19 protein-coding genes and 1 pseudogene are annotated in these 19,825 nt (G+C 69.0%); 14 read left to right on the plus strand and 6 right to left on the minus strand.

Going from position 1 to position 19,825, the window contains the following annotated elements:
- Positions 1-110 precede the first annotated feature (110 nt).
- Entirely contained in the window at positions 111-1,487 is a 1,377-nt protein-coding gene (locus tag BN996_RS06745) for a DEAD/DEAH box helicase (RefSeq protein ID WP_089777725.1), read from the plus strand.
- Positions 1,488-1,526: 39 nt separating this feature from the next.
- Here BN996_RS06745 and BN996_RS06750 read toward each other — a convergent pair whose 3' ends face one another.
- On the minus strand, positions 1,527-1,919 hold the full coding sequence (locus BN996_RS06750) for a transcriptional initiation protein Tat (protein ID WP_089777726.1): 393 nt from the start codon (positions 1,917-1,919) through the stop codon (positions 1,527-1,529).
- A 162-nt stretch (positions 1,920-2,081) separates the two neighbouring features.
- Between BN996_RS06750 and BN996_RS06755 the strand changes: the two are divergent.
- Positions 2,082-3,531, plus strand: a pseudogene (locus BN996_RS06755) (DUF790 family protein).
- A 33-nt stretch (positions 3,532-3,564) separates the two neighbouring features.
- Here BN996_RS06755 and BN996_RS06760 read toward each other — a convergent pair.
- Together BN996_RS06760 and BN996_RS06765 are read right to left on the minus strand one after the other, a co-directional pair.
- Positions 3,565-4,101, minus strand: coding sequence for a DUF7122 family protein (locus BN996_RS06760; RefSeq protein WP_089777727.1), 537 nt, complete (start codon positions 4,099-4,101; stop codon positions 3,565-3,567).
- Positions 4,098-5,039, minus strand: a complete 942-nt coding sequence (locus tag BN996_RS06765) for an RsmB/NOP family class I SAM-dependent RNA methyltransferase (RefSeq protein ID WP_089779853.1) — start codon at positions 5,037-5,039, stop codon at positions 4,098-4,100. The genes BN996_RS06760 and BN996_RS06765 overlap by 4 nt, the downstream gene beginning before the upstream one ends.
- A gap of 180 nt (positions 5,040-5,219) precedes the next feature.
- Here BN996_RS06765 and BN996_RS06770 point away from each other — a divergent pair, with 180 nt between their 5' ends.
- The 8 genes from BN996_RS06770 to BN996_RS06805 all read left to right on the plus strand — a co-directional run bounded on the left by BN996_RS06770 (position 5,220) and on the right by BN996_RS06805 (position 13,695).
- The gene (locus BN996_RS06770) at positions 5,220-5,966 is read left to right on the plus strand and encodes a proteasome assembly chaperone family protein (RefSeq protein WP_089777728.1); all 747 of its coding nucleotides are present in this window, start codon (positions 5,220-5,222) and stop codon (positions 5,964-5,966) included.
- Between the two features lie 117 nt (positions 5,967-6,083).
- Entirely contained in the window at positions 6,084-6,779 is a 696-nt protein-coding gene (locus BN996_RS06775; RefSeq protein ID WP_089777729.1) for a nucleotide exchange factor GrpE, read from the plus strand.
- Positions 6,780-6,905: 126 nt separating this feature from the next.
- Positions 6,906-7,667 carry an alpha/beta hydrolase gene (locus BN996_RS06780; protein ID WP_193310946.1) on the plus strand — a complete coding sequence of 254 codons (762 nt, stop codon included), beginning with the start codon at positions 6,906-6,908 and terminating at the stop codon, positions 7,665-7,667.
- 223 nt (positions 7,668-7,890) lie between these two features.
- Complete coding sequence (gene dnaK, locus BN996_RS06785; protein WP_089777733.1) at positions 7,891-9,771, plus strand: molecular chaperone DnaK; 1,881 nt, start codon at positions 7,891-7,893, stop codon at positions 9,769-9,771.
- A 146-nt stretch (positions 9,772-9,917) separates the two neighbouring features.
- Entirely contained in the window at positions 9,918-11,075 is a 1,158-nt protein-coding gene (dnaJ, locus tag BN996_RS06790; protein WP_089777734.1) for a molecular chaperone DnaJ, read from the plus strand.
- A gap of 52 nt (positions 11,076-11,127) precedes the next feature.
- On the plus strand, positions 11,128-11,448 hold the full coding sequence (locus BN996_RS06795) for a cupin domain-containing protein (RefSeq protein WP_089777736.1): 321 nt from the start codon (positions 11,128-11,130) through the stop codon (positions 11,446-11,448).
- Positions 11,449-11,542: 94 nt separating this feature from the next.
- On the plus strand, positions 11,543-12,250 hold the full coding sequence (locus tag BN996_RS06800; RefSeq protein ID WP_089777739.1) for an AMP-binding protein: 708 nt from the start codon (positions 11,543-11,545) through the stop codon (positions 12,248-12,250).
- Between the two features lie 137 nt (positions 12,251-12,387).
- The gene (locus BN996_RS06805) at positions 12,388-13,695 is read left to right on the plus strand and encodes a dicarboxylate/amino acid:cation symporter (RefSeq protein WP_089777741.1); all 1,308 of its coding nucleotides are present in this window, start codon (positions 12,388-12,390) and stop codon (positions 13,693-13,695) included.
- A gap of 21 nt (positions 13,696-13,716) precedes the next feature.
- Here BN996_RS06805 and BN996_RS06810 read toward each other — a convergent pair whose 3' ends face one another.
- The gene (locus BN996_RS06810; protein ID WP_089777743.1) at positions 13,717-15,723 is read right to left on the minus strand and encodes an AMP-binding protein; all 2,007 of its coding nucleotides are present in this window, start codon (positions 15,721-15,723) and stop codon (positions 13,717-13,719) included.
- A 123-nt stretch (positions 15,724-15,846) separates the two neighbouring features.
- Here BN996_RS06810 and BN996_RS06815 point away from each other — a divergent pair, with 123 nt between their 5' ends.
- Positions 15,847-16,428, plus strand: coding sequence for a GNAT family N-acetyltransferase (locus tag BN996_RS06815; protein WP_089777745.1), 582 nt, complete (start codon positions 15,847-15,849; stop codon positions 16,426-16,428).
- 32 nt (positions 16,429-16,460) lie between these two features.
- Here BN996_RS06815 and BN996_RS06820 read toward each other — a convergent pair whose 3' ends face one another.
- Positions 16,461-16,730, minus strand: coding sequence for a DUF8142 family protein (locus BN996_RS06820; protein WP_089777747.1), 270 nt, complete (start codon positions 16,728-16,730; stop codon positions 16,461-16,463).
- 95 nt (positions 16,731-16,825) lie between these two features.
- Complete coding sequence (locus BN996_RS06825; protein WP_089777749.1) at positions 16,826-17,080, minus strand: DUF7520 family protein; 255 nt, start codon at positions 17,078-17,080, stop codon at positions 16,826-16,828.
- Between the two features lie 146 nt (positions 17,081-17,226).
- Between BN996_RS06825 and cdd the strand changes: the two genes are divergently transcribed.
- Genes cdd through BN996_RS06840 form a run of 3 tightly spaced genes read left to right on the plus strand, consistent with a single transcriptional unit; the run spans position 17,227 to position 19,719 of the window.
- Positions 17,227-17,649 carry a cytidine deaminase gene (gene cdd / locus BN996_RS06830; protein ID WP_004041462.1) on the plus strand — a complete coding sequence of 141 codons (423 nt, stop codon included), beginning with the start codon at positions 17,227-17,229 and terminating at the stop codon, positions 17,647-17,649.
- A gap of 1 nt (position 17,650) precedes the next feature.
- Positions 17,651-18,904, plus strand: coding sequence for a hypothetical protein (locus BN996_RS06835; RefSeq protein WP_139043112.1), 1,254 nt, complete (start codon positions 17,651-17,653; stop codon positions 18,902-18,904).
- Complete coding sequence (locus BN996_RS06840) at positions 18,901-19,719, plus strand: nucleoside phosphorylase (protein ID WP_089777751.1); 819 nt, start codon at positions 18,901-18,903, stop codon at positions 19,717-19,719. The genes BN996_RS06835 and BN996_RS06840 overlap by 4 nt, the downstream gene beginning before the upstream one ends.
- Positions 19,720-19,825: the final 106 nt, after the last annotated feature.

The following is a 19,825-nucleotide window of genomic DNA, read 5'->3' on the forward strand; positions in this document are numbered from 1 at the left end:
TTCGGCCCGAGGTCGGCGAGGGCGGGACCCTCGTGGCACCGCCCCGACCTCCCCGGCCGTCCACAGCGAGGACCGTCGATTTATCACCACGCCCCGCCAACGCGCCGGTAGTGACGACCCTCCGCTTCGAGGACGGCACCGTCCACGTTGACACTGGCGGCGACGGCTCCGAGGGCGACGCCGACGTTCGGGCCGCCCTCGCCGACGTTCCGAGCGTCGAAGCCGACCCCAGAAGCGGCGGCTATCGCGCCCCTGCGATGCTGTACGCCGCGGTTCGGGACGCGCTCGACGCGGCCGGCGTCGACTACGACGACCGAGTCGCGGCCGCGCTCGACTCCCCCCTCTCGCTCTCGACGACCTACGACCTCCGAGAGTACCAGCGGGCCGCCCTCGACGCGTGGCTCGATGCAGACGCAGCGGGCGTCGTGGAACTGCCGACCGGCGCGGGCAAGACGGTGCTCGCGGTCGCCGCGATGGTCGCCCGCTCGGTGCCGACGCTCGTCGTCGTGCCGACCATCGATTTACAGGACCAGTGGATACGCGAACTCGAAACCGAGTTTGACGTGGCGGTCGGCCGGTTCGGCGGCGGCGAACAGACGCAGGAGGCCATCACGGTCTCGACGTACGACTCGGCGTACCTCCGCGCCGACGGCGTGGGCGGCGACTTCGGCCTCGTCGTCTTCGACGAAGTGCACCACCTCGGCGGCGAGGGGTATCAGGACATCCCGCGGTTTCTCGCCGCGCCCGCTCGCCTCGGTCTGACGGCGACGTTCGAGCGCCCCGACGGCGCACACGAGCGCGTCGAGGAACTCGTCGGCCCGCGGGTGTACCGCCTCGACGTGGACGACTTGGCGGGCGACCACCTCGCGGACTACGAGGTCCGCCGCATCGAGGTGGAGCTCACGGCCGACGAGCGCGAGACGTACGACGAGGCACAGGAGACGTTCGTGAACTACCTGCGCACCTCGGGGCTGTCGATGCAGTCGGGGAGCGACTACCAGAAGCTCGTGATGCGGTCGGGCAACGACCCGCGAGCGCGGCAGGCACTGCTCGCCAAGCAGCGCGCCCGCGACGTGATGATGAACTCCGAGGCGAAGGTGGACAAACTGGCCCGGTTGCTCGCGCGGCACCGCGAGGACCGCGTCATCGTCTTCACCGCCTCGACCGACCTCGTCTACCGCATCTCGCGGCGCTTCCTCGTCCCGCCGATAACGAACGAGACCGGCACGAGCGAGCGGCGCGAAATCCTCGACCGCTTCCGCGACGGCACCTACGACACCGTCGTCGCGGCCAACGTGCTCGACGAGGGCGTGGACGTGCCCGACGCCAACGTCGGCATCCTGCTTTCTGGGTCGGGGTCGGAACGCGAGTTCACCCAGCGGCTCGGCCGCATCCTCCGGCCGAAGGCCGACGGCGCGACCGCGACGCTCTACGAACTCGTGAGCGTCGAGACGGCGGAAGAACGGGTCGCCGCTCGGCGTCGCTGACGCGAGTCGGTTCCGTCGAAAACGCGGTCGTCTTCGGATTCAGACCAGCGAAACGTTCAGGTCGCCGTCTTCTCTGAAGGCGTCGTAGCCGAACTCGAACTCGACTGCGAAGTCGGCAGTTCCGCCGGCCGGGACGGCGAGTTCCTGCGACCGCGTCGAACGCTCGCCGCCGACGGTGACTCGGACTTCGACCGTGGTGAGTCGCTCGGCCCCGCCGTCGTTGAGGACCGACCCGAACACCCGGAGGCGGCCGTCGTCGGTCGCCTCGTAGTCGATATCTTCGATGCGGACCGGGGAGACCGCCGGCGTGTCTCGGGGGTCGCCCGCCGGTGCCTCGGGCGGGTTTCGCGGCCCCGTCGCGCCCGGTAGCGAGCCGAGACAGCCCGACGACAGGCCGACCGCGACCAGTCCGAGGAGGCGTCGTCGCTCCATACGGTGGCGTCCGCCGCGGGCGCAATGAACCTTGTCGTCCGTGTCGTCGTCAGCCTCTCAGTCGCGCCGTCGCTCGACCTACGCCCCCGCTGTCGGCACGCCGTCGCTCGCCCCTCCGCATCGCCCGAGTCGCTTTTGTCCCGCCGCCCCCTCGTGGCGAGCGTGCTGACGAAGGACCTGCTTCGCGTGTCGCGGGCGGGCGGCGGCTACCACCCGCAGTTCGCCGACCGGGGCGACCGCCCGCTGGCCGCGAAGGCAATCGGCGTCTTCCGGCGACACGTCGGCGACGCCCGGGCCGACCTCGACGACGCCCTCGCCGACCTCGAAGCCGAGGCCGACGACTTCAAACTCGCCCGCGGCTTCGCGTCGCTGCTCGACCGCGAGGCGGTGTTCGAGACGGCGGCTCCCCTGCCCCCCGCCCGACGAGGAGCGAGCCGCGGCGCTCGACCGCGCGGCGTCCTCGCTCGGGTCGTCGCCCGACGCGGTCGACGAGTCGCTCACGGCCGACCGCGAGGTCGAACAGGTGCTCTCCGAGTTCGACCCGCGGTGGACGCCCGACGAACTGCTCGCGCAGTACAACCTTTCGCTCGCCCAGACCGCCCTGTTCGACGCGACCGAGGTCCGGGTTCGAAGTTCCGACCCGAAAGCCGTCGTCTCGGCGGTCAAGCGCCTCCGGCTGATGTACGAGGTCCGGAAGACCGACGCCGGCCGCGAGGTCGTCGTCACCGGCCCCGACGCGCTGTTTCAGCGAACTCGCCGGTACGGGACCGCCTTCGCCCGCCTGCTCCGGTCGGTCGCCACCGCTGGCGACTGGCGACTCGTGGCGACCATCGACGACCGCGGGACCGACCGGGAGATGACGCTCACGAGCGACGACGTGTCGGTCCCCGGCGTCGATCCGATGGCCGAACCCGGCTTCGACAGCGGCGTGGAGGCCGACTTCGCCGCCCGCTTCCGCGGCCTCGACCTCGACTGGTCGCTCGTTCGGGAGCCGGAACCGCTCGAAACGGGCACGAGCGTAATGATTCCGGACTTCGCGTTCGACTACGTCCACGCCGACTTCCGCGTCTTCTTCGAGATTATGGGCTTTTGGACGCCCGAGTACGTCGAAAAGAAGCTGGGTCAACTGGCCGACGTGGAGGACGTGGAACTCGTCGTCGCCGTCGACGAGTCGCTCGGCGTCGGCGAGGACATCGCCGCCCGCGACCACCGCGCCGTCCCGTACGCGGGCTCCGTGCGCGTGAAGGACGTGGTGGACGTGTTGCGCGACTACGAGTCCGACCTCGTCGCCGACGCGGCCTCGTCGCTCCCCGCCGAACTCGCGCCCGACGACGACGTGGTGACGCTGTCGGACCTCGCGGCCGCCCGCGGCGTCTCGGTCGACGCGCTCGACGACGTGGTCTTTCCGGACCACGAACTCGTCGGGCGGACGCTGGTCCGGCCGGGCGTCCTCGACGCGCTCGCCGAGGAGGTCGAGGCGGGGATGTCGCTGTCGGCGGTCGAGGCCGCCCTCGACGACCGCGGTCTCGACGACGCGAGCGCGGTCCTCTCGCGGCTCGGCTACCGGGTCGAGTGGGAGGGACTGACCGGCGGGACGGTCAGAGAGAAGTAGGAGACGTCGCGTCGGCGGACGACCCCGAACGGCTCAGTCGAGTTTGACGAGGTCTTCCTGCCGACCCTTGGGGACGGTCGAGCGGAGTTCCCCGTGGAGGTAGAGGCCGACGCCGAGCGGTTCGAGTTCGCCGGCGATTTCGTGGGCGGCGGTGAGGTAGCCCCAGTCGCCCTCCCATCGGTCGAGCTGTTGGTCGTGGCCGTCGACGAACGCCTTCGCCTCGCCCGGGCTCAGTTCGATGACGTTCTTCGTCGCGTCGCCGCAGAATCGCTGGACCGCGTTGGTCGAGGGCTTCCAGTGGCGCTGGCGGGTCCGCAGGATGCGCATTCCGAGGCCCTCGACTTCGATGGGGTCGACGACCTCGCCGTGGAACGCCCAAATCTTCCCCGCGCCCTTCTCCCAGAACGTGTAGCCGTCGAAGACGGCGGGGTCGACGCCGAACCGCTCGTCCCACCAGTCGATGACCTCCTCGCGGGAGGGCCGTCCCTCGACGACGCGGTCGTCGGCCGTCGGCGGCAGGCGGTCGAACTGCTGGCCCCAGTTCTCGTCGGGGGCGGTGTCGTCGCTCATGCGGTCACCTCCAGCTTGGCGGTGAAGAAGCCGCCCGTGTCGTTGTGGTGCGGGTAGACGCGGCGGGCCTTCGTCACCGACGGGTCGTACTCGTCGCCCTCCCACTCGGTGATGCCGGGCGCGGTCTCGAAGCCGTCGGGGACGTCCCACTCGACCACCTCGCAGTCCTCCCGTTCGAGGACGAAATCGAGGATGGCCTCGTTCTCCTCCGGCGCGAAGGTACACGTGGAGTAGACGACGTTCCCGCCGGCTTTCGTCACCTGCACGGCGCGCCGGAGGATGCCCTTCTGGATGCCGGCGACGCTCTTGACGTGGTTCATCGTCCACTCGTCGAGCACGTCGGGGTTCTTCCGGCAGGTGCCCTCGCAGGAACACGGCGCGTCCACGAGGACGCGGTCGAACTGCTCGAACGATTCGGACTTCTCCGGGGTCCGCTCCCCGTAGGGCTTCATCGAGAAGTTGCGGGCGTCCTGATTCGACACGACGAGGTTGGTCACGCCGAGGCGCTCGGCGTTGTGGCGGAGCGCCGACAGCCGACCGAGGTTGTTGTCGTTGCCGACGAGGACGCCCTCGTCGTCCATCATGGCGGCAATCTGGGTCGTCTTCGACCCCGGCGCGGCGCAGGTGTCCCACACCCGCTCGCCCGGTTGGGGGTCGAGGGCGATAGCCGGGAGCGCCGACACCTCCTCTTGGCCGTGGAGCCAGCCGTGGAAGTACGGCCAGTTCGTCCCCGGACTGCTGTCTTCGAGCTTCAGGATGCCGGGGTGCCAGTCGGTCGGTTCGTAGGCGACGCCCTCGTCGTCGAGCGCCTCGCGGGCGCGCGCCACCGTCGTCTTGATGGTGTTGACGCGGACGACGGAGGGAAGCGGCCGCTCGCAGGCCGCGAAAAAGGCCTCCTCGTCGTCCACGAGCGGCGCGTACCGCTGGAGCGGGTTCATGACACTCGATTCCGCGCGGGCGCGTTTGTCGGTTTCGGAGTCGTCAGCGTCGTCGGAGTCGCCGGCGGCGTTGGCGTCGTCGCCGGAAAACGACCGGCCGAACCAGTCGCGCCGTCCAGTCGGCCGATGGCGACGCATTCGCCCGTCGGTTTTACCTCGCCCGGGCGACCATGTTCACGTATGGCACGCATTCGCGTCCTCGCGGAGGAACTCACCGACGAACTGGAGTCGCCGACGCTGGTCGAAGGGCTGCCGGGCGTGGGGCTGGTCGGCAAAATCGCGGCCGACCATCTCGTGGAGGCCTTCGACATGACCCACTACGCGGACGTGTTCTGCGAGGGCGTCCCGAAGGTCGCGGTCTACATGAAAGACGACCCGGCGTTGCACCCGCCGGTCAGGCTCTACGCCGACGCGGAGCGGGACCTGCTCGTCCTCCAGAGCGACATTCCCATCCGCCCCGAAGCGGCGACCGAACTCGCCACCTGTCTCGGCCCGTGGTTCGAAGACCTCGACGTGCTTCCCGTGTTCCTCTCGGGCATCGCCCGCGAGAAGTCCGAGGACGTGCCGGCGCTCTACGGCGTCGGCACCGACGGCGCGAGGTCGCGGCTCGAAGCCGCCGGCATCGACCGCCCCACGGAGACGGGACTCGTCTCGGGGCCGACGGGCGCGCTCCTGAGCAACGCCGTCTCGGTCGGCCGTCCGGCGCTCGCGCTGGTCGTCGAGTCGGACCCGCAGTTCCCGGACCCCGAGGCCGCTCGCGTCATCATCAAACAGGGCATCGAACCGCTCGTCGGCGTCGAGGTCCCCGTGGACGACCTCGTGGACAGCGCCACCGAGATTCGCCAGGCCAAAGAGCAGTTGGCCCGGCGGATGCAGCAGTCCGACGAGGAGAGCACGCAGGCGCGGCCGCTCGGGATGTACCAGTAAGCGGCGCTGGTCGTCGGTCGCGGGGAGTCCCGGCCCGCGCGACCGCTCCGCCCTGAGAAGGGTTTCGGCCGACCCGCAGTCTACACGTTTAAGCCGCGTCGGACACTTCTCCCGCCCATGAGCGACGACCCTGCCGAGTCGGTCACGGACGCGAACGCAGAATCCGAGACTGACGCGGCATCCGACGCAGCGGCGCAGGCGGCCGAAGACGCGGCGACGGACGCCGACGGCGAGGCGTCGAGCGCCGAGTCGGCGGCCGAGCAATCCGACGCGACGGGCGACGGCCCGACCGTCGCCGACCGCGTCGCCGAGTACGACGACGACCTCGCGGCCGAAGTCGCGGCGCTCGAAGCCCGCGTCGCCGACCTCGAAGCCGAACGCGACGAGGCAGAAGCGACGGCCGAGGAACTCCAGTCCCGTCTCAAGCGCACGCAGGCGGACTTCCAGAACTACAAGAAGCGCGCGAAGAAGCGGCAGTCCCAAATCAAAGAGCGCGCCACGGAGGACTTCGTCGAGCGCGTCGTCACCGTCCGCGACAACCTCGTTCGCGCGCTCGACCAGGACGACGACGCCGACATCCGCGGCGGCCTCGAATCGACGCTCAAGGAGTTCGACCGCATCCTCGAAGACGAGAACGTCGAAATCATCGACCCCGAACCGGGGACCGACGTCGACCCGAACCGCCACGAGGTGATGATGCGCGTCGACAGCGACCAGCCGGCGGACACCGTCGCCGACGTGTTCCAACCCGGCTACGAGATGGCCGACAAGGTCATCCGCGCCGCGCAGATCACGGTCAGCAAGGGCGAATAGCGCGACGGACGCGGGGCGCTCGCCGTCGTCGGGGCGGTCTCGCATCCCCCCGACCGGCGAGGACTTTTGTTCTCACCTCGCAATCACTACGCCATGCGACTTCGTTCCCGTCGGCGACGGCCGACCGTGCGCGTCACCCAACACGGCGACCCCGGCGACGACGACCTGCTTTTCGTCCTCGGGTGGGGCAACAAGCCGGGTCACCGGAGCGTCGAGTGGCTCCTCGACCGCCTCACCTACGAGGGGTATCACGTCCACGCCGTCGAGCTCCCGACGAACGGCTGGGAGTTCGAGCGCCAGTACGTGAGCCCGGTGCGGGCGTACGCGGTCGACCGCGACATCGACCTCGTCCTCAGCCACAGCACCGGCGGCCTCGTCGCCGCCCACCTCGACCTCGCGGTCCGGAACGTCTTCTTGAGCCCGTGGTGGGGAACCGCGGTGTCGGGGGTAGCCACCGTCCTTTTGCCCCTCCTCAGGCGACTGCCGACGACCAAACCCGTCGTCCCGTCCGGCATCTCCCGCGAGGACCTCGGCGAACTGAAACTCGCGGCCGAACTGGCCGACGCGCCGGCCAACGCCTCGCCCGCGTTCCTTCGCATGGTTCACGGCGCACAGGAGTCGCTGCCGCCGTTCCGCCCCGACGACGTGGTGTTCGTCTCGCTTTCGGACCGGGTCGTGGACGTCCGCGCAATCGGCGACCGGACGCCGGCGTCGAACCTCGTCCCGTACGACGGGGGTCACGAGTTCTTCGCCAGCGAGGGCAGAGAGCGGACGCTCTCGACGGTGCTCGACGCCCTCGACGGGGCCGACGCGTCGTCGCTCCGGTCCGACGGCGCTGACGAATCCGACTCGGTCGACGGAACCGAGCGACCTCAGCCGACCGACTGACGCTCCGAGAGCCGCGCGGTTGGTCGCCGACCGGGCGTCGGGTCGCCGCCGGGCGACCGCGCTCGGAGCCGTCGCCGCGACGCGGTCGGCGGTTCTACATAAATCGACCGACCTGTTTCGACGCGAGAAGTAGAAATCGCAAGACGGCGTCGACCCCGATGCACACCGTGTGTCGCAGTATCTAGTAACCTTTAACCGGCAAAAGACGGTATTTGCGGGCAAGATGGCGAGCAACAAGATTCTGGGTATCGACCTCGGCACCACGAACAGCGCGTTCGCGGTGATGGAGGGCGGCGACCCGGAGATCATCGTGAACGCAGAAGGCGACCGAACCACCCCCTCCGTCGTCGCGTTCACCGACGACGGTGAGCGGTTGGTCGGCAAGCCGGCGAAGAACCAGGCCATCCAGAACCCAGAGCGCACGATTCGGTCCATCAAGCGCCACATGGGCGAGGACGGCTACACCGTCGACATCGAGGGCGAGGAGTACACGCCGGAGCAGATCTCGGCGATGATTCTCCAGAAGATCAAGCGCGACGCCGAGGACTACCTCGGCGACGAACTGCAGAAGGCCGTCATCACCGTCCCCGCGTACTTCAACGACAAGCAGCGGCAGGCGACGAAGGACGCCGGCGAAATCGCGGGTCTCGACGTCGAGCGCATCGTCAACGAGCCGACCGCCGCGTCGATGGCCTACGGCCTCGACGACGAGTCGAACCAGACCGTGCTCGTCTACGACCTCGGCGGCGGAACGTTCGACGTGTCCGTCCTCGACCTCGGCGGCGGCGTCTACGAAGTGGTCGCCACGAACGGGGACAACGACCTCGGCGGCGACGACTGGGACGACGCCATCATCGACTGGCTCGCACAGGAGTTCGAAAACGACCACGGCATCGACCTCCGCGAGGACCGACAGGCCCTCCAGCGTCTCAAGGACGCGGCCGAGGAAGCCAAAATCGAGCTCTCCTCCCGCAAGGAGACGACCATCAACCTCCCGTTCATCACGGCGACGGACTCCGGGCCGGTCCACCTCGAATACGACCTGACCCGCGCGAAGTTCGAGTCGCTCACCGCCGACCTCATCGACCGCACGGTCGAGCCGACCGAGCAGGCGCTCGAAGACGCCGGCTACGACAAGGGCGACATCGACGACGTCATCCTCGTCGGCGGCTCCACCCGGATGCCGCAGGTCCGCGACAAGGTCGAAGAACTGCTCGGCTCCGAGCCGAAGAAGTCCGTCAACCCCGACGAGGCCGTCGCGCTCGGCGCGGCCATCCAGGGCGGCGTCCTCGGAGGCGAGGTCGACGACATCGTCCTCCTCGACGTGACGCCGCTGTCGCTCGGTATCGAGGTCAAAGGCGGCCTCTTCGAGCGCCTCATCGAGAAGAACACGACGATTCCGACCGAGGAGTCGAAGATATTCACCACCGCGGCCGACAACCAGACGACGGTGCAGGTCCGCGTCTTCCAGGGCGAGCGCGAGATGGCCGAGGACAACGAGCTCCTCGGCGAGTTCACGCTCTCCGGCATCCCGCCGGCCCCCGCGGGCACCCCGCAGATCGAAGTCGGCTTCAACATCGACGAGAACGGCATCGTCAACGTCTCCGCCGAGGACAAGGGCTCCGGCAACGCCGAGTCCATCACCATCGAGGGCGGCGCGGGTCTCTCCGACGACGAGATCGACCGCATGCAGCAGGAAGCCGAACAGCACGCAGAAGAGGACAAAGAGCGCCGCCGCGCCGTCGAGGCCCGCAACGAGGCCGAGGGCGCGGTCCAGCGCGCGGAGACGCTCCTCGAAGAGAACGAAGAGAACGTCGACGACGAACTCCGCGACGACATCGAGGCGGCCATCGAGGACGTCGAAGCCGTCCTCGAAGACGACGACGCCTCCACGGACGAACTCGAAGACGTGACCGAGGAGCTCTCGAAGGAACTGCAGGAGATCGGCAAGCGCATGTACCAACAGCAGGCGCAGGCCGGCGGTGCCGGCGGCGCTGGCGCTGGTGCGGGCGCGGCCGGCGGCCCCGGCGGTGCTGACCCCGAGGACTTCGTCGACGCCGACGCGGACTTCGACGAGGACGCCGAGGGCGACGAGGACAACTAACCACCCGGCTGACGCTCGCGCTCGCCGAGGGACCCGACGCCGGCGGTCGAATCCGGGCGAAACCTCCGGTTTGACCCCGCTCGCGCTCGCCGCGATACGAGAGACGGACTTTTCAAATACCTTCACCGGCTACAAGATAGCAACCGATGAGCGAGGACTTCTACGACGTACTCGGGGTCTCGCGGGACGCCTCGAAAGACGAAATCAAGAACGCGTACCGCAAGAAGGCCGCGAAGTACCACCCCGACGTTTCCGACGAGGACGACGCCGAGGAGAAGTTCAAGAAGGTCCAGAAGGCCAAGGAGGTGCTCACGGACGACGAGAAGCGGCAGATGTACGACCAAGTCGGCCACGAGCGCTTCCAGCAGTCCCAGAAACGCGGCGGCGGTGGCGGCGGCCGCGGACAGGGCAACCCCTTCGGCGGCGGCGGCAACCCGTTCGGTGGAATGGGCGGCGGTGGCGGCGGCTTCGAGGACATCTTCAACAACCTGTTCAACGGCGGCGCGGGCGGCCAACAGCGCAACCGCCCCCAGCAGGGCCGCGACGTGGCCCAGCGCATCTCCATCGACCTCGAAGACGCCTACCACGGCGTCGAGCGCGACGTGACGATTCGCCGCCGCGAGGTCTGTCCCGAGTGCGACGGCGAGGGCCACCCCGACGACGCAGAGGTGAACACCTGTTCGGAGTGTAACGGCTCGGGCCAGCAGACGACGGTCCAGCAGACGCCCTTCGGCCGCGTCCAGCAGACGACGACCTGTCGCGCCTGCGGCGGCGAGGGCGAGACGTACAGCGAGGACTGCTCGGAGTGCCGCGGGAGCGGTCGCGTCCGCCGCACCCGCGACGTGACCATCACCATCCCCGCCGGCTTCCGCGACGGCCAGCGCCTCCGCTACCGCGGCGAGGGCGAACCCGGCGAGAACGGCGGTCCCAACGGCGACCTGTTCGTCGAGGTCACCGTCCGCGACCACGAGGAGTTCGAGCGCGAGGGCGACGACCTCCGGTACACCCATCCCATCTCCTTCCCGCAGGCCGTCTTCGGCGCGACCGTCGAGGTGCCGACGCTCGACGGCGAGGAGGAACTGAAGGTGCCCGCGGGCACCCAAAGCGGGTCGACGTTCACCGTCTCCGGCGCGGGGATGCCCCACCTCGACGGTCGGGGCCACGGCGACCTGCACGTCGAGGTCCACGTCGTCACGCCCGAAGACCTCAACAAGGAACAGCGCGAGGCGCTCAAGGAGTTCGCCGAGGCCGGCGGCGAAGAAGTGAAAGAGGGCCTCTTCCAGAAGCTGAAGAACTCCCTGTAACGGATTTCCGGCACCGCCACGCTCTCTTGTCCGGCGGCCGTCAGTTCGGTCGATGTCCTACACGAAAGCGAACTACGAGGACGTAGACGCGGTCGGCGGCGGGCTCCACTTCCTGCGGGACGAACTCGACTGCGTCGAACTCGGCTTCAGCGTGTTGGAGGCGGACCCCGACTGGTCCGGCAAGCCCCACGACCACGCCGAACAGGGCCACGAGGAAGTGTACTACCTCGTCTCCGGCGGGGCCACGCTCGTCGTCGACGACAAGGAACTCGACCTCGAACCCGGCGACGCCGTGCGCGTCTCGCCGGAGGACACCCGAGAACTCCGAAACGGGCCCGAGGAGAGCACGTTCGTCATCGCGGGCGCGCCCTGATTCGAATCGAGGGACGACGCCGTTTTCCCGTCGCGCTCTCGACCCGCGAGCGCGCCTCGGGGGCTTTTTTCGCGCCGACGCCGTACGGTCGGCTATGGACGTTATCGGCGACCTCATGGCCCGCGACCGGCGGAGCGACCGACTCGCGCTCCGGGTCGACGGCCCCGCCCGGACCTACACGTACCACGACCTCATCACGACCTCGTACAAGGCCGGGAACGTCCTCCGCTATCTCGGCGTCCGCAAAGGTGCTCGCGTCGCGGTCGACCCGGTGTCGCTCCCCGAACCGCTGTTGACGTTCCTCGGGGCGGCCCAACTCGGCGCGGTGTCCGCGTTCGACCCCGCGGTCGAGGCGCGGGCGACCGTGGTCGCCGTCGCCCGCGAGTCCGAGTTCGACGACCTGCCGCCGGGGCAGAAACTCGCCGTGTTCGGCGGCCCGCCGAGTTCGCCCGCGACGACCCACTGGGAACAGGAGGTCTGGAGCGAGAACCCCGCGGTCCACCCGGAGGTCGTCGCGCCCGACGACCCGGCGCTCGTCGCCGACGACCGCGAGGTCACCCACGGCGACCTGCTCGACGCGGCCCGCGGGGTCGTCGCCGACTTCGACCTCGAAGCGGACGACGCGGTCGCGGTTCGGTCGTCGCTCTCCCGTCCCGGCACCGTCGTCGCCGGCGTGCTCGCCCCGCTTCTCGCCGGCGGGACGATTCAAATTCCCGCGGGCGACGAGGCCGTCGAGGCGGCGCTCTCGGTCGGCGACGGGGTTCCCGAGTCGGTCGCCCTCGCGCCTGACGACGCGTGGTGACGACGGACGCGGCGGCGTATTGTCGGAGAGTCAAATATCCGTTCGATTCTTGAGTTTTACTTCTACCCTCGTATTAAATTCCGATTCTCAACCGCTACATTTATAATTCGGCTATATGTGTGGTTCACACACGTCACATGTCACAGTCTAGCATCGCGTCTCTCTGGAATCGGTATCGCTCGGTCGGCATCGTCTACCGAATCGGGGTCGCGTTCGTCCTCGGGTCGCTCGTCGGTCTCGTCGTCGGCGAACCCGCGACGGTCCTGAAACCGGTCGGCGACCTGTTCGTCCGACTGCTGGAGATGCTCATCGTCCCCATCGTGGTGTTCACGCTCCTGATGGGCGTCAGACAGCTCTCGCCGGCGTCGCTCGGGCGCGTCGGCGCGCAGGTCGTGGGCCTGTACGCGCTCACGTCCGCGTTCGCGGTCGCCATCGGGCTCGGCGTGAGTAACCTCGTCTCCCCCGGCTCTCGCGGGCTCGAAGAACTGCTCGCCGGTGCCGAGGCACAGAGCGCCGAGGCCCCCGACGCCGTCGAAGTCGTCCTCAACATCGTCCCGACGAACCCCGTCGGCGCGATGGCCGAGGGCAGCGTGCTCCCGACCATCTTCTTCGTCGTCGTGTTCGGCCTCGGCCTCACGCTGGCGTGGGAGGAGACCGACGACGAGCAGGTCAAACGCGGCATCGAGGCGTTCTTCGATCTCGCCGACGCGGGCGCGGAAGCGATGTACAAGGTCGTCTGGGGGGCGATGGAGTTCGGCGTTCTCGGCGTCTTCGCGCTCATGGCGAACGTCTTCGGCACCGCCGGCGTGGACGCAATCCTGCCCTTCGCGCTCCTCATCGGAACGATGCTCTTCGCGGCCGTCGTCCACATCGGACTCGTCTACCTCGGCGCGTTCGTCGTCGGGGTCGCGGGGCGGTCGCCGGCGGCGTTCCTCTCCGGCGCGCGCGACGCGATGGTGACCGCGCTGAGCATCCGGTCGTCGTCCGGGACGCTCCCGGTCACGATGTCCGACGCGGACGAGAACCTCGGCATCGAAGAGCGCATCTACGGCTTTACGCTCCCGCTCGGCGCGACCATCAACATGGACGGAACGGCGATGTACCAGGGCGTCGCGGCCATCTTCGCGGCGAACATCGTCGGCGTGAACCTCTCTCTGGCCGACCAGTTCGCGGTCGTCGCGGTCGCCGTGCTGGCGAGCATCGGCACCGCCGGCGTGCCCGGGTCGGGGCTCATCATGCTCACGCTCGTCTTGACGCAGTTGGGACTCCCACTGGAAATCGTGGGGCTCGTCGCCGGCGTCGACCCAATCCTCGACCGGATTCGGACGATGGTGAACGTGACCGGCGACCTCGCGGTGACGACCGTCGTCGCCACGTGGAACGACGCGGTCGACTTCACCGCCGACGCGTGGAACGACGGCGTCGGCGCGGCGCTGTCCGACTGAACGAAAGCCGGACAAACCGCTTCAGGACGCGTTCTCTATCTTTTCGAGCGACTCGGGGTTCTCGATACTGCTCATGTCGCCGAGGTCCTCGCCCGCGTAAATCGAGGCGATGGCGCGGCGGATAATCTTCCCCGACTGCGTCTTCGGGAACTCGTCGACGAACAGTATCTCGCGCGGGCGGAACGGCTTGCCCAACTCCTCGCCGACGACGCCGCGAAGCTCCTCGCGGAGGTCGTCGCTTTCCGCAACGCCGTCTTCGAGGACGACGTAGGCGACGACGGCGGTCCCGGTGGTGTCGTCGGGCACGCCGACGGCGGCGGCCTGATTCACCGCGTCGTGTTCGATGAGCGCGCCTTCGACCTCGGCGGGGCCGACCTTGCGGCCGGCCACGTTGAGGGCGTCGTCGGCGCGGCCGTGGAGGAACCAGAAGCCGTCTTCGTCTTTCTGCGCCCAGTCGCCGTGGTCCCAGAGGTCGTCCCACGACGACCAGTAGGTGTCGAGGTAGCGCTCGTCGCCCTCCCAGAGGCTCTTGGTCATCGACGGGCAGGAGTCGCGGGCGACGAGGAAGCCTCGTTCGTGGGTGTCGGCGATGGACTCGCCCGCGGAGTCCACGATGTCGATGTCCATCCCGAGGCCGGGGCCGCCGAGCGAGCAGGGCTTGAGCGGTTGGGTCGGCATCGGCATGAGGAAACAGCCGCAGATTTCGGTGCCGCCGGAGATGTTGATGATGGGCGCGTCGCCGCCGCCGACGTGTTCGTAGAACCACATCCACGACTCGGGGTCCCACGGCTCGCCGGTCGACCCCAGCAGGCGGAGGCTCGACAGGTCGTGTTTCTCGACTTCCTCGTCGCCGTACTTCCGCAGGGCGCGGATGGCCGTCGGCGAGATGCCGAAGGTGGTGATGCGGTGGCGCTCTATCATGTCCCAGAAGCGGTCCGGGTTCGGGTAGTCGGGCGCGCCCTCGTACATGAAGATGGTGCCGGCGAACGTGTGGTTCCCGATGAGCGTCCACGGACCCATCATCCAGCCGATGTCGGAGACCCAGAAGAAGCGGTCTTCGGGCTTCTGGTCGAATCCGAAGTGAATCTCCTTCGCGGTCTGCATCTGCACGCCCGCGTGGGTGTGGACGATGCCCTTCGGCTTGCCGGTCGTCCCCGAGGAGTACAGTAACATCGACTCGGCGTCCGACGGCAGGCGCTTCGTCTCGTACGCCGCGTCGGCCGTGCCGACGGTGTCGTCCCACCACTCGTCGCGGCCCTCGGTCCACGGCACGTCGGCGTCGCTATCCTCACTTTCGTCACCGAACCGCCGGTAGACGACGACGTTCTCGACGCAGCCCGCCTCCGCCATCGCCTCGTCGGCGGTCGGCTTCAGTCGGACCTCGGAGCCGCGGCGGTAGAAGCCGTCGGCGGTGAAAAGCACCGAGCACTCGGGGTCTTCGAGGCGGGTCGCCGTGGCGTCGACGCCGAACCCGGAGAAGATGGGAACCGCGATGGCCCCGACCTTGAAACAGCCGTAGAGGATGGAGATGACCTCGGGGACCATCGGCATGTAGAGGCCGACGGTGTCGCCGGTCTCGACGCCGTACGATTCGAGGACGTTGGCGACGCGGTTGGCCTCGCGGTAGAGGTCGTGATAGGTCCGCTGGACGACCTCGCCGTCTTCGCCCTCCCAGATGCAGGCGACGCGGTTCCGGTTCCCGGAGCGGACCGCGGCGTGGCGGTCGAGGGTGTTGTGGGCGACGTTGATTTCGCCGCCGGGGTACCAGCGGGAGAACTGCGGCCCCTCCGAATCGTCGCGGACCGCGTCGTACTCCTCGTAGAAGTCGATGTCGAGGTAGTCGACGAGTTCGTCCCAGAACCACTCGACGCCCGAGGCACCGACGCCCGGAACCTCGGTCGTCGTCCGCTCGATGAGTTCGTCGTAGTCCTCGATGTCGTGTTCCCGCATGAAGCGGGTGACGTTGGCGTCCTCGACGAACGCCGGGTCCGGTTCGTGTACCACGGTGTCGGTGTCGGGCACGTCCATGAATCGAGGTACCGCGACCGCGACCATGAATCTTTACTGTTCTTTCGTTGACTTCGCCGGACGCGGCGGGAATCGGCGACCCGGCCCGAGGCGTTTTTGTCGGCCGGTGTGCTACTGATAGGCATGTACGTCCGAGACGCGAAGAACCGAGACGAGGTCTGGTTGCTCGACTCGCTGGAGGAACTCGGACTCGACGACGGCTCGTTCCGCTCCCGCGACTACGTCATCGCGCTCGACGAGGAGTCCGGCGAAAAGGCCGGTTTCGGGCGCATCCGGGTCAACAAGGCCGACGAGCCGTTCTGCGAGGTCACCTGCGTCGGCGTCTCGGAGCGGTGGCGCGGACAGGGCGTCGGGGCGCACGTCGTCGAGCGACTGGTCGACCGCGCCGCGGCCGAGGGGTTCGACACCGTCTACGGCTTCACCGCCGACCACGGCTACTGCGCGCAGTTCGGCTTCGAGGCGGTCGACGCCGAGGACCTCCCGGCGGGGCCGCGGCAGCGACTCGACGGAGTCAGAGAGGCCGACGGCGACGCCATCGCGCTCCGACTCGACCGCGAGGCGTTCTCGATGCCCGAGCGACTGCGCGAGCGGTTCAAAGCCGCCGCCCCCGCGAGCGGCGGGGACGCCGAACCGGAACTGACCGCCGAGGACTTCGGCTACGACGAGGAGACGCCGACGAAGTACTCCACGAACCTGCGGCGCTGACGTTCCGGCTCCGAGTCGGGTCGCCCCCCGACTCAGGTCCGGTCGTCGAGGAAGTCGGTGCTGAAGACGATCCAGGTCAGCACGCTACAGAACAGAATCGGCGGGAGGATGGCGAAGCCCCAGAGCGGTTCGAGCCCCTGTAGGAGGATGAGTACCACGTCGGCCAGCCCGAGCGCGAGGAACGGTGCGGTCGCCAGCGCGGCGCGCTTTCGGTTCTTTCCGCCCGTGTCCTCCGGGAGCGGGCCGGGGGCGGCGTCGCCGGCCGAGGCGTCCGAGGTCGAGGTCGACGAGGGCGCGTCCATGCGGGTCCGTCGGGGCCGGACGAGCAAAAGCGGTCCGCCTTGCGGTCGCGGTTCCCCGACTGATAGGGCGTTTCGCCGCGGTGTGAACCGCCGTTTTACCGGGCGTTCTCCACGCGCGAGGCGTACTCGACGAGCGCGAACAGCGCCGCGAGGAGGACGGCCGAGAGCACCATTCCGTAGAGGCTGAACGCGAGCGGACTGGTCGGCAGCGGGAGGACGCCGAACAGCGATATCTCGGCGGCGACTTGGCCGCCGTTCTCGCCGATGAAGACGCCGAGGACGCCCGAGATGACTACGACGCTCGCGCCGACGAGGAGCAGGATTCGTCGTCCGCCGGATGTGTCGTTCACGACGCGGCGTTAGGGCCGCGCCGTATAGTCGCTTGCGGGACGATTCGATGGGAGGTGGCCACGGAGCCGGCCCCGTCCGTCGACCGCCGGACCGACAGTCTCGGAGAGCCGAACGAACTAAGCCACCCCACGCGAATGAGCGCCCAATGCCCGAAGCACTCGTCGAACGCGCCCGCGAAGCGCTCGACAACGCCTACGTCCCCTACTCGGAGTACACCGTCGGAGCGGCGCTCAGGACCGCCGACGGCGAGGTCTACGTGGGCTGTAACATCGAGAACGCGAACTACTCGAACAGCCTCCACGCCGAGGAGGTCGCCGTCGCGGAGGCCGTGAAGAACGGCCACACCGAGTTCGACCGCCTCGTCGTCACCTCGGGGGCGCGCGACGGCGTCACCCCCTGTGGGATGTGCCGCCAGACGCTCGCGGAGTTCTGCGACGAGGACCTCCCGGTCGTCTGCGACCTCGGCGGCGACGACGTCGCCGAGTACACGCTGGGCGAACTCCTCCCGAACACCATCTCGCTGGACACGCTGGAAGCCGCCGCGGCGAAGCGCGACGCCGACGAGTAACGTGTCGCTCGCCGTCGACCGCGGAATCGTCGCGCTCGCGCTCGCTTTTCTCGTCGGGCTTTCGGGGTGTGCGTCGCTGTCGCCGTCCCCGCCGGTCGTGGACGCCGCCCTCGGAACCCAGTCGGCCGACGCGACCGACGGCGACGACGGGGCCGTCTCAACCGCCGTCGGTGGAACCGGGCCGTCGCCGGTGCCGGAGACGCGCCCCGCCGACAACCCGTGGGGCCACGCGCCCGTCGTCGTCGGCATCGACGCGCCCGCGGACGGCCGCGACTACGCCTCGCTCGTCGAATCGGCGGTCGACTACTGGCGGGCGAACGCGTCGGCGGTCGCCTACGACCCGGCGTTCGCCGTGGTGCCGAACGCCTCGGAGCCGGACGTGACCGTCTCGGTCGTCGAGCGAATCGACGCCTGCGGCGACTACGCCGGCGCGGACGCGGTCGGCTGCGCGCCCCTCTTGGGCGGCGACGAATCGACCGCACCAACTGAGTCTGCCTCGGTGGTCGTCGCCGCCGGCTACGACGACGAGACGACCGAGACGGTCCTGAAACACGAGTTCGGCCATCTGCTCGGGCTGACCCACGACGACGCCGCCGCGTTTCCCGCGCTGTCAGAGCGCATCGAGACGACGCGACTGCCGGAACCGGACGCCGACGAGCGGGAGTCGCCCTTCCGCGAGCCGACCGTCGCGGTCCACGTCGACCTCTCGAACGTCTCGCCCGGCGAGCGGGCGACCTACGAGGCCGAAATCGACCACGCGCTGTCGTACTACGAGGCCGGAGCCGACGGCGTCGCGCCCGCGAACCGCTCGTTCGAGCGCGTTTCCGACCCCGAGATGGCGGACGTGACGCTCTCGGTGTCGGCGTTCCGCGACGGTGGTTCTGGCGTGCGCTGGCGGCGGACCGGTATCGACGCCGACGACGACGCGGCGCTGGAGTGGTACACCGGCGGCGACCTCGTCGTGGACGCCGGCCTCGCCCCGTCGCTGGTCGACTGGTACGTCGGCGCGGGACTCGGCTACCTGCTGGCGGCCGACGAGAGAGCCGACCTCCCGCCGCCGTTCCGCGACGGCGACCCCGCCGACGACCCGGTGTGGCGCGGTCTCACCGGCGAGACGGCGGACGACCCCACGCGCGACGACCTCGCCGACCGCGACCGCGATACCGAGAACGCGACCGAGAACGCGACGACGCCCACGGGGAGCCCCTCAGAGAACGCAAGAATTTCCACCGCCGCCGCGCGAGTACACTCATGAACGACAGTGAGGACCCGAACGACGAGGTTCAGTACCACCTCGAAGTCGGTCCCGCGGACCTCGCCGACGCGGTGTTGCTCCCCGGGAACCCGGAGCGCGTGGACAAGGTGACGGCGCTGTGGGACGACCACGAGGAGAAGGCCTACCACCGCGAGTACCGGACGGCGACCGGGAGCTACGACGGGACGCCGATTTCGGTCACCTCGACGGGTATCGGGAGTCCCTCGGCGGCCATCGCCGTGGAGGAGCTCGCCCGCGTCGGCGCGGACACCTTCATCCGCGTCGGCTCCTGCGGCGCGATTCAGCCCGAGATGGACGTGGGCGACCTCGTCATCACCTCGGGCGCGGTCCGACAGGAGGGCACTTCCAAGGAGTACGTCCGCGAGGACTACCCCGCCGTTTCCGACCACGAGGTCGTCTCGGCGCTCGTCGCGGCCGCCGAACGCCTCGGCTACGACTACCACGTCGGCCTCACGATGAGCGCCGACTCCTTCTACGCGGGGCAGGGCCGCCCCGGCTTCGAGGGCTTCCGCGCCGCCGGCTCCGACTCGCTGGTCGAGGAACTCCGCGAGGCGAACGTGAAGAACATCGAGATGGAGGCCGCGGCGCTCCTGACCATCGCCAACGTCTACGGCCTCCGCGCCGGGGCGGTCTGCTCGGTCTACGCGAACCGCATCACGGGCGAGTTCCGCACCGAAGGCGAGTCGCGCGCGGCGGAAACCGCCAGCCTCGCGGTCCACCTCCTCGCCCAGATGGACGCGGTCAAGCGAGAGGCGGGCGTCGACCGCTGGCACGCGGGCCTCAGTCTCGACTAATCCGACAACCGTCGAATCCGGATTTCGACGCGCTGGGGGCGTAGCGGCCAAAATTACCCCGGCTGTGGAGACGGTTTCAAAGCCCCTTTATCGGATGACTACACAG

The organism is Haloferax massiliensis (assembly GCF_001368915.1).
GTDB classification, from domain to species: domain Archaea; phylum Halobacteriota; class Halobacteria; order Halobacteriales; family Haloferacaceae; genus Haloferax; species Haloferax massiliensis.

What these genes read in the sequence shown, in the direction of transcription:
- cdd (WP_004041462.1), top strand. Translation starts at nt 17,227, where the DNA reads ATGCCCGAAGCACTCGTCGAACGCGCCCGCGAAGCGCTCGACAACGCC.
- BN996_RS06775 (WP_089777729.1), top strand. Translation starts at nt 6,084, where the DNA reads ATGAGCGACGACCCTGCCGAGTCGGTCACGGACGCGAACGCAGAATCC.
- BN996_RS06770 (WP_089777728.1), top strand. Translation starts at nt 5,220, where the DNA reads ATGGCACGCATTCGCGTCCTCGCGGAGGAACTCACCGACGAACTGGAG.
- BN996_RS06800 (WP_089777739.1), top strand. Translation starts at nt 11,543, where the DNA reads ATGGACGTTATCGGCGACCTCATGGCCCGCGACCGGCGGAGCGACCGA.
- dnaJ (WP_089777734.1), top strand. Translation starts at nt 9,918, where the DNA reads ATGAGCGAGGACTTCTACGACGTACTCGGGGTCTCGCGGGACGCCTCG.
- BN996_RS06820 (WP_089777747.1), bottom strand. Translation starts at nt 16,730, where the DNA reads ATGGACGCGCCCTCGTCGACCTCGACCTCGGACGCCTCGGCCGGCGAC.
- BN996_RS06805 (WP_089777741.1), top strand. Translation starts at nt 12,388, where the DNA reads ATGTCACAGTCTAGCATCGCGTCTCTCTGGAATCGGTATCGCTCGGTC.
- BN996_RS06760 (WP_089777727.1), bottom strand. Translation starts at nt 4,101, where the DNA reads ATGAGCGACGACACCGCCCCCGACGAGAACTGGGGCCAGCAGTTCGAC.
- BN996_RS06765 (WP_089779853.1), bottom strand. Translation starts at nt 5,039, where the DNA reads ATGAACCCGCTCCAGCGGTACGCGCCGCTCGTGGACGACGAGGAGGCC.
- dnaK (WP_089777733.1), top strand. Translation starts at nt 7,891, where the DNA reads ATGGCGAGCAACAAGATTCTGGGTATCGACCTCGGCACCACGAACAGC.
- BN996_RS06815 (WP_089777745.1), top strand. Translation starts at nt 15,847, where the DNA reads ATGTACGTCCGAGACGCGAAGAACCGAGACGAGGTCTGGTTGCTCGAC.
- BN996_RS06795 (WP_089777736.1), top strand. Translation starts at nt 11,128, where the DNA reads ATGTCCTACACGAAAGCGAACTACGAGGACGTAGACGCGGTCGGCGGC.
- BN996_RS06810 (WP_089777743.1), bottom strand. Translation starts at nt 15,723, where the DNA reads ATGGACGTGCCCGACACCGACACCGTGGTACACGAACCGGACCCGGCG.
- BN996_RS06840 (WP_089777751.1), top strand. Translation starts at nt 18,901, where the DNA reads ATGAACGACAGTGAGGACCCGAACGACGAGGTTCAGTACCACCTCGAA.
- BN996_RS06750 (WP_089777726.1), bottom strand. Translation starts at nt 1,919, where the DNA reads ATGGAGCGACGACGCCTCCTCGGACTGGTCGCGGTCGGCCTGTCGTCG.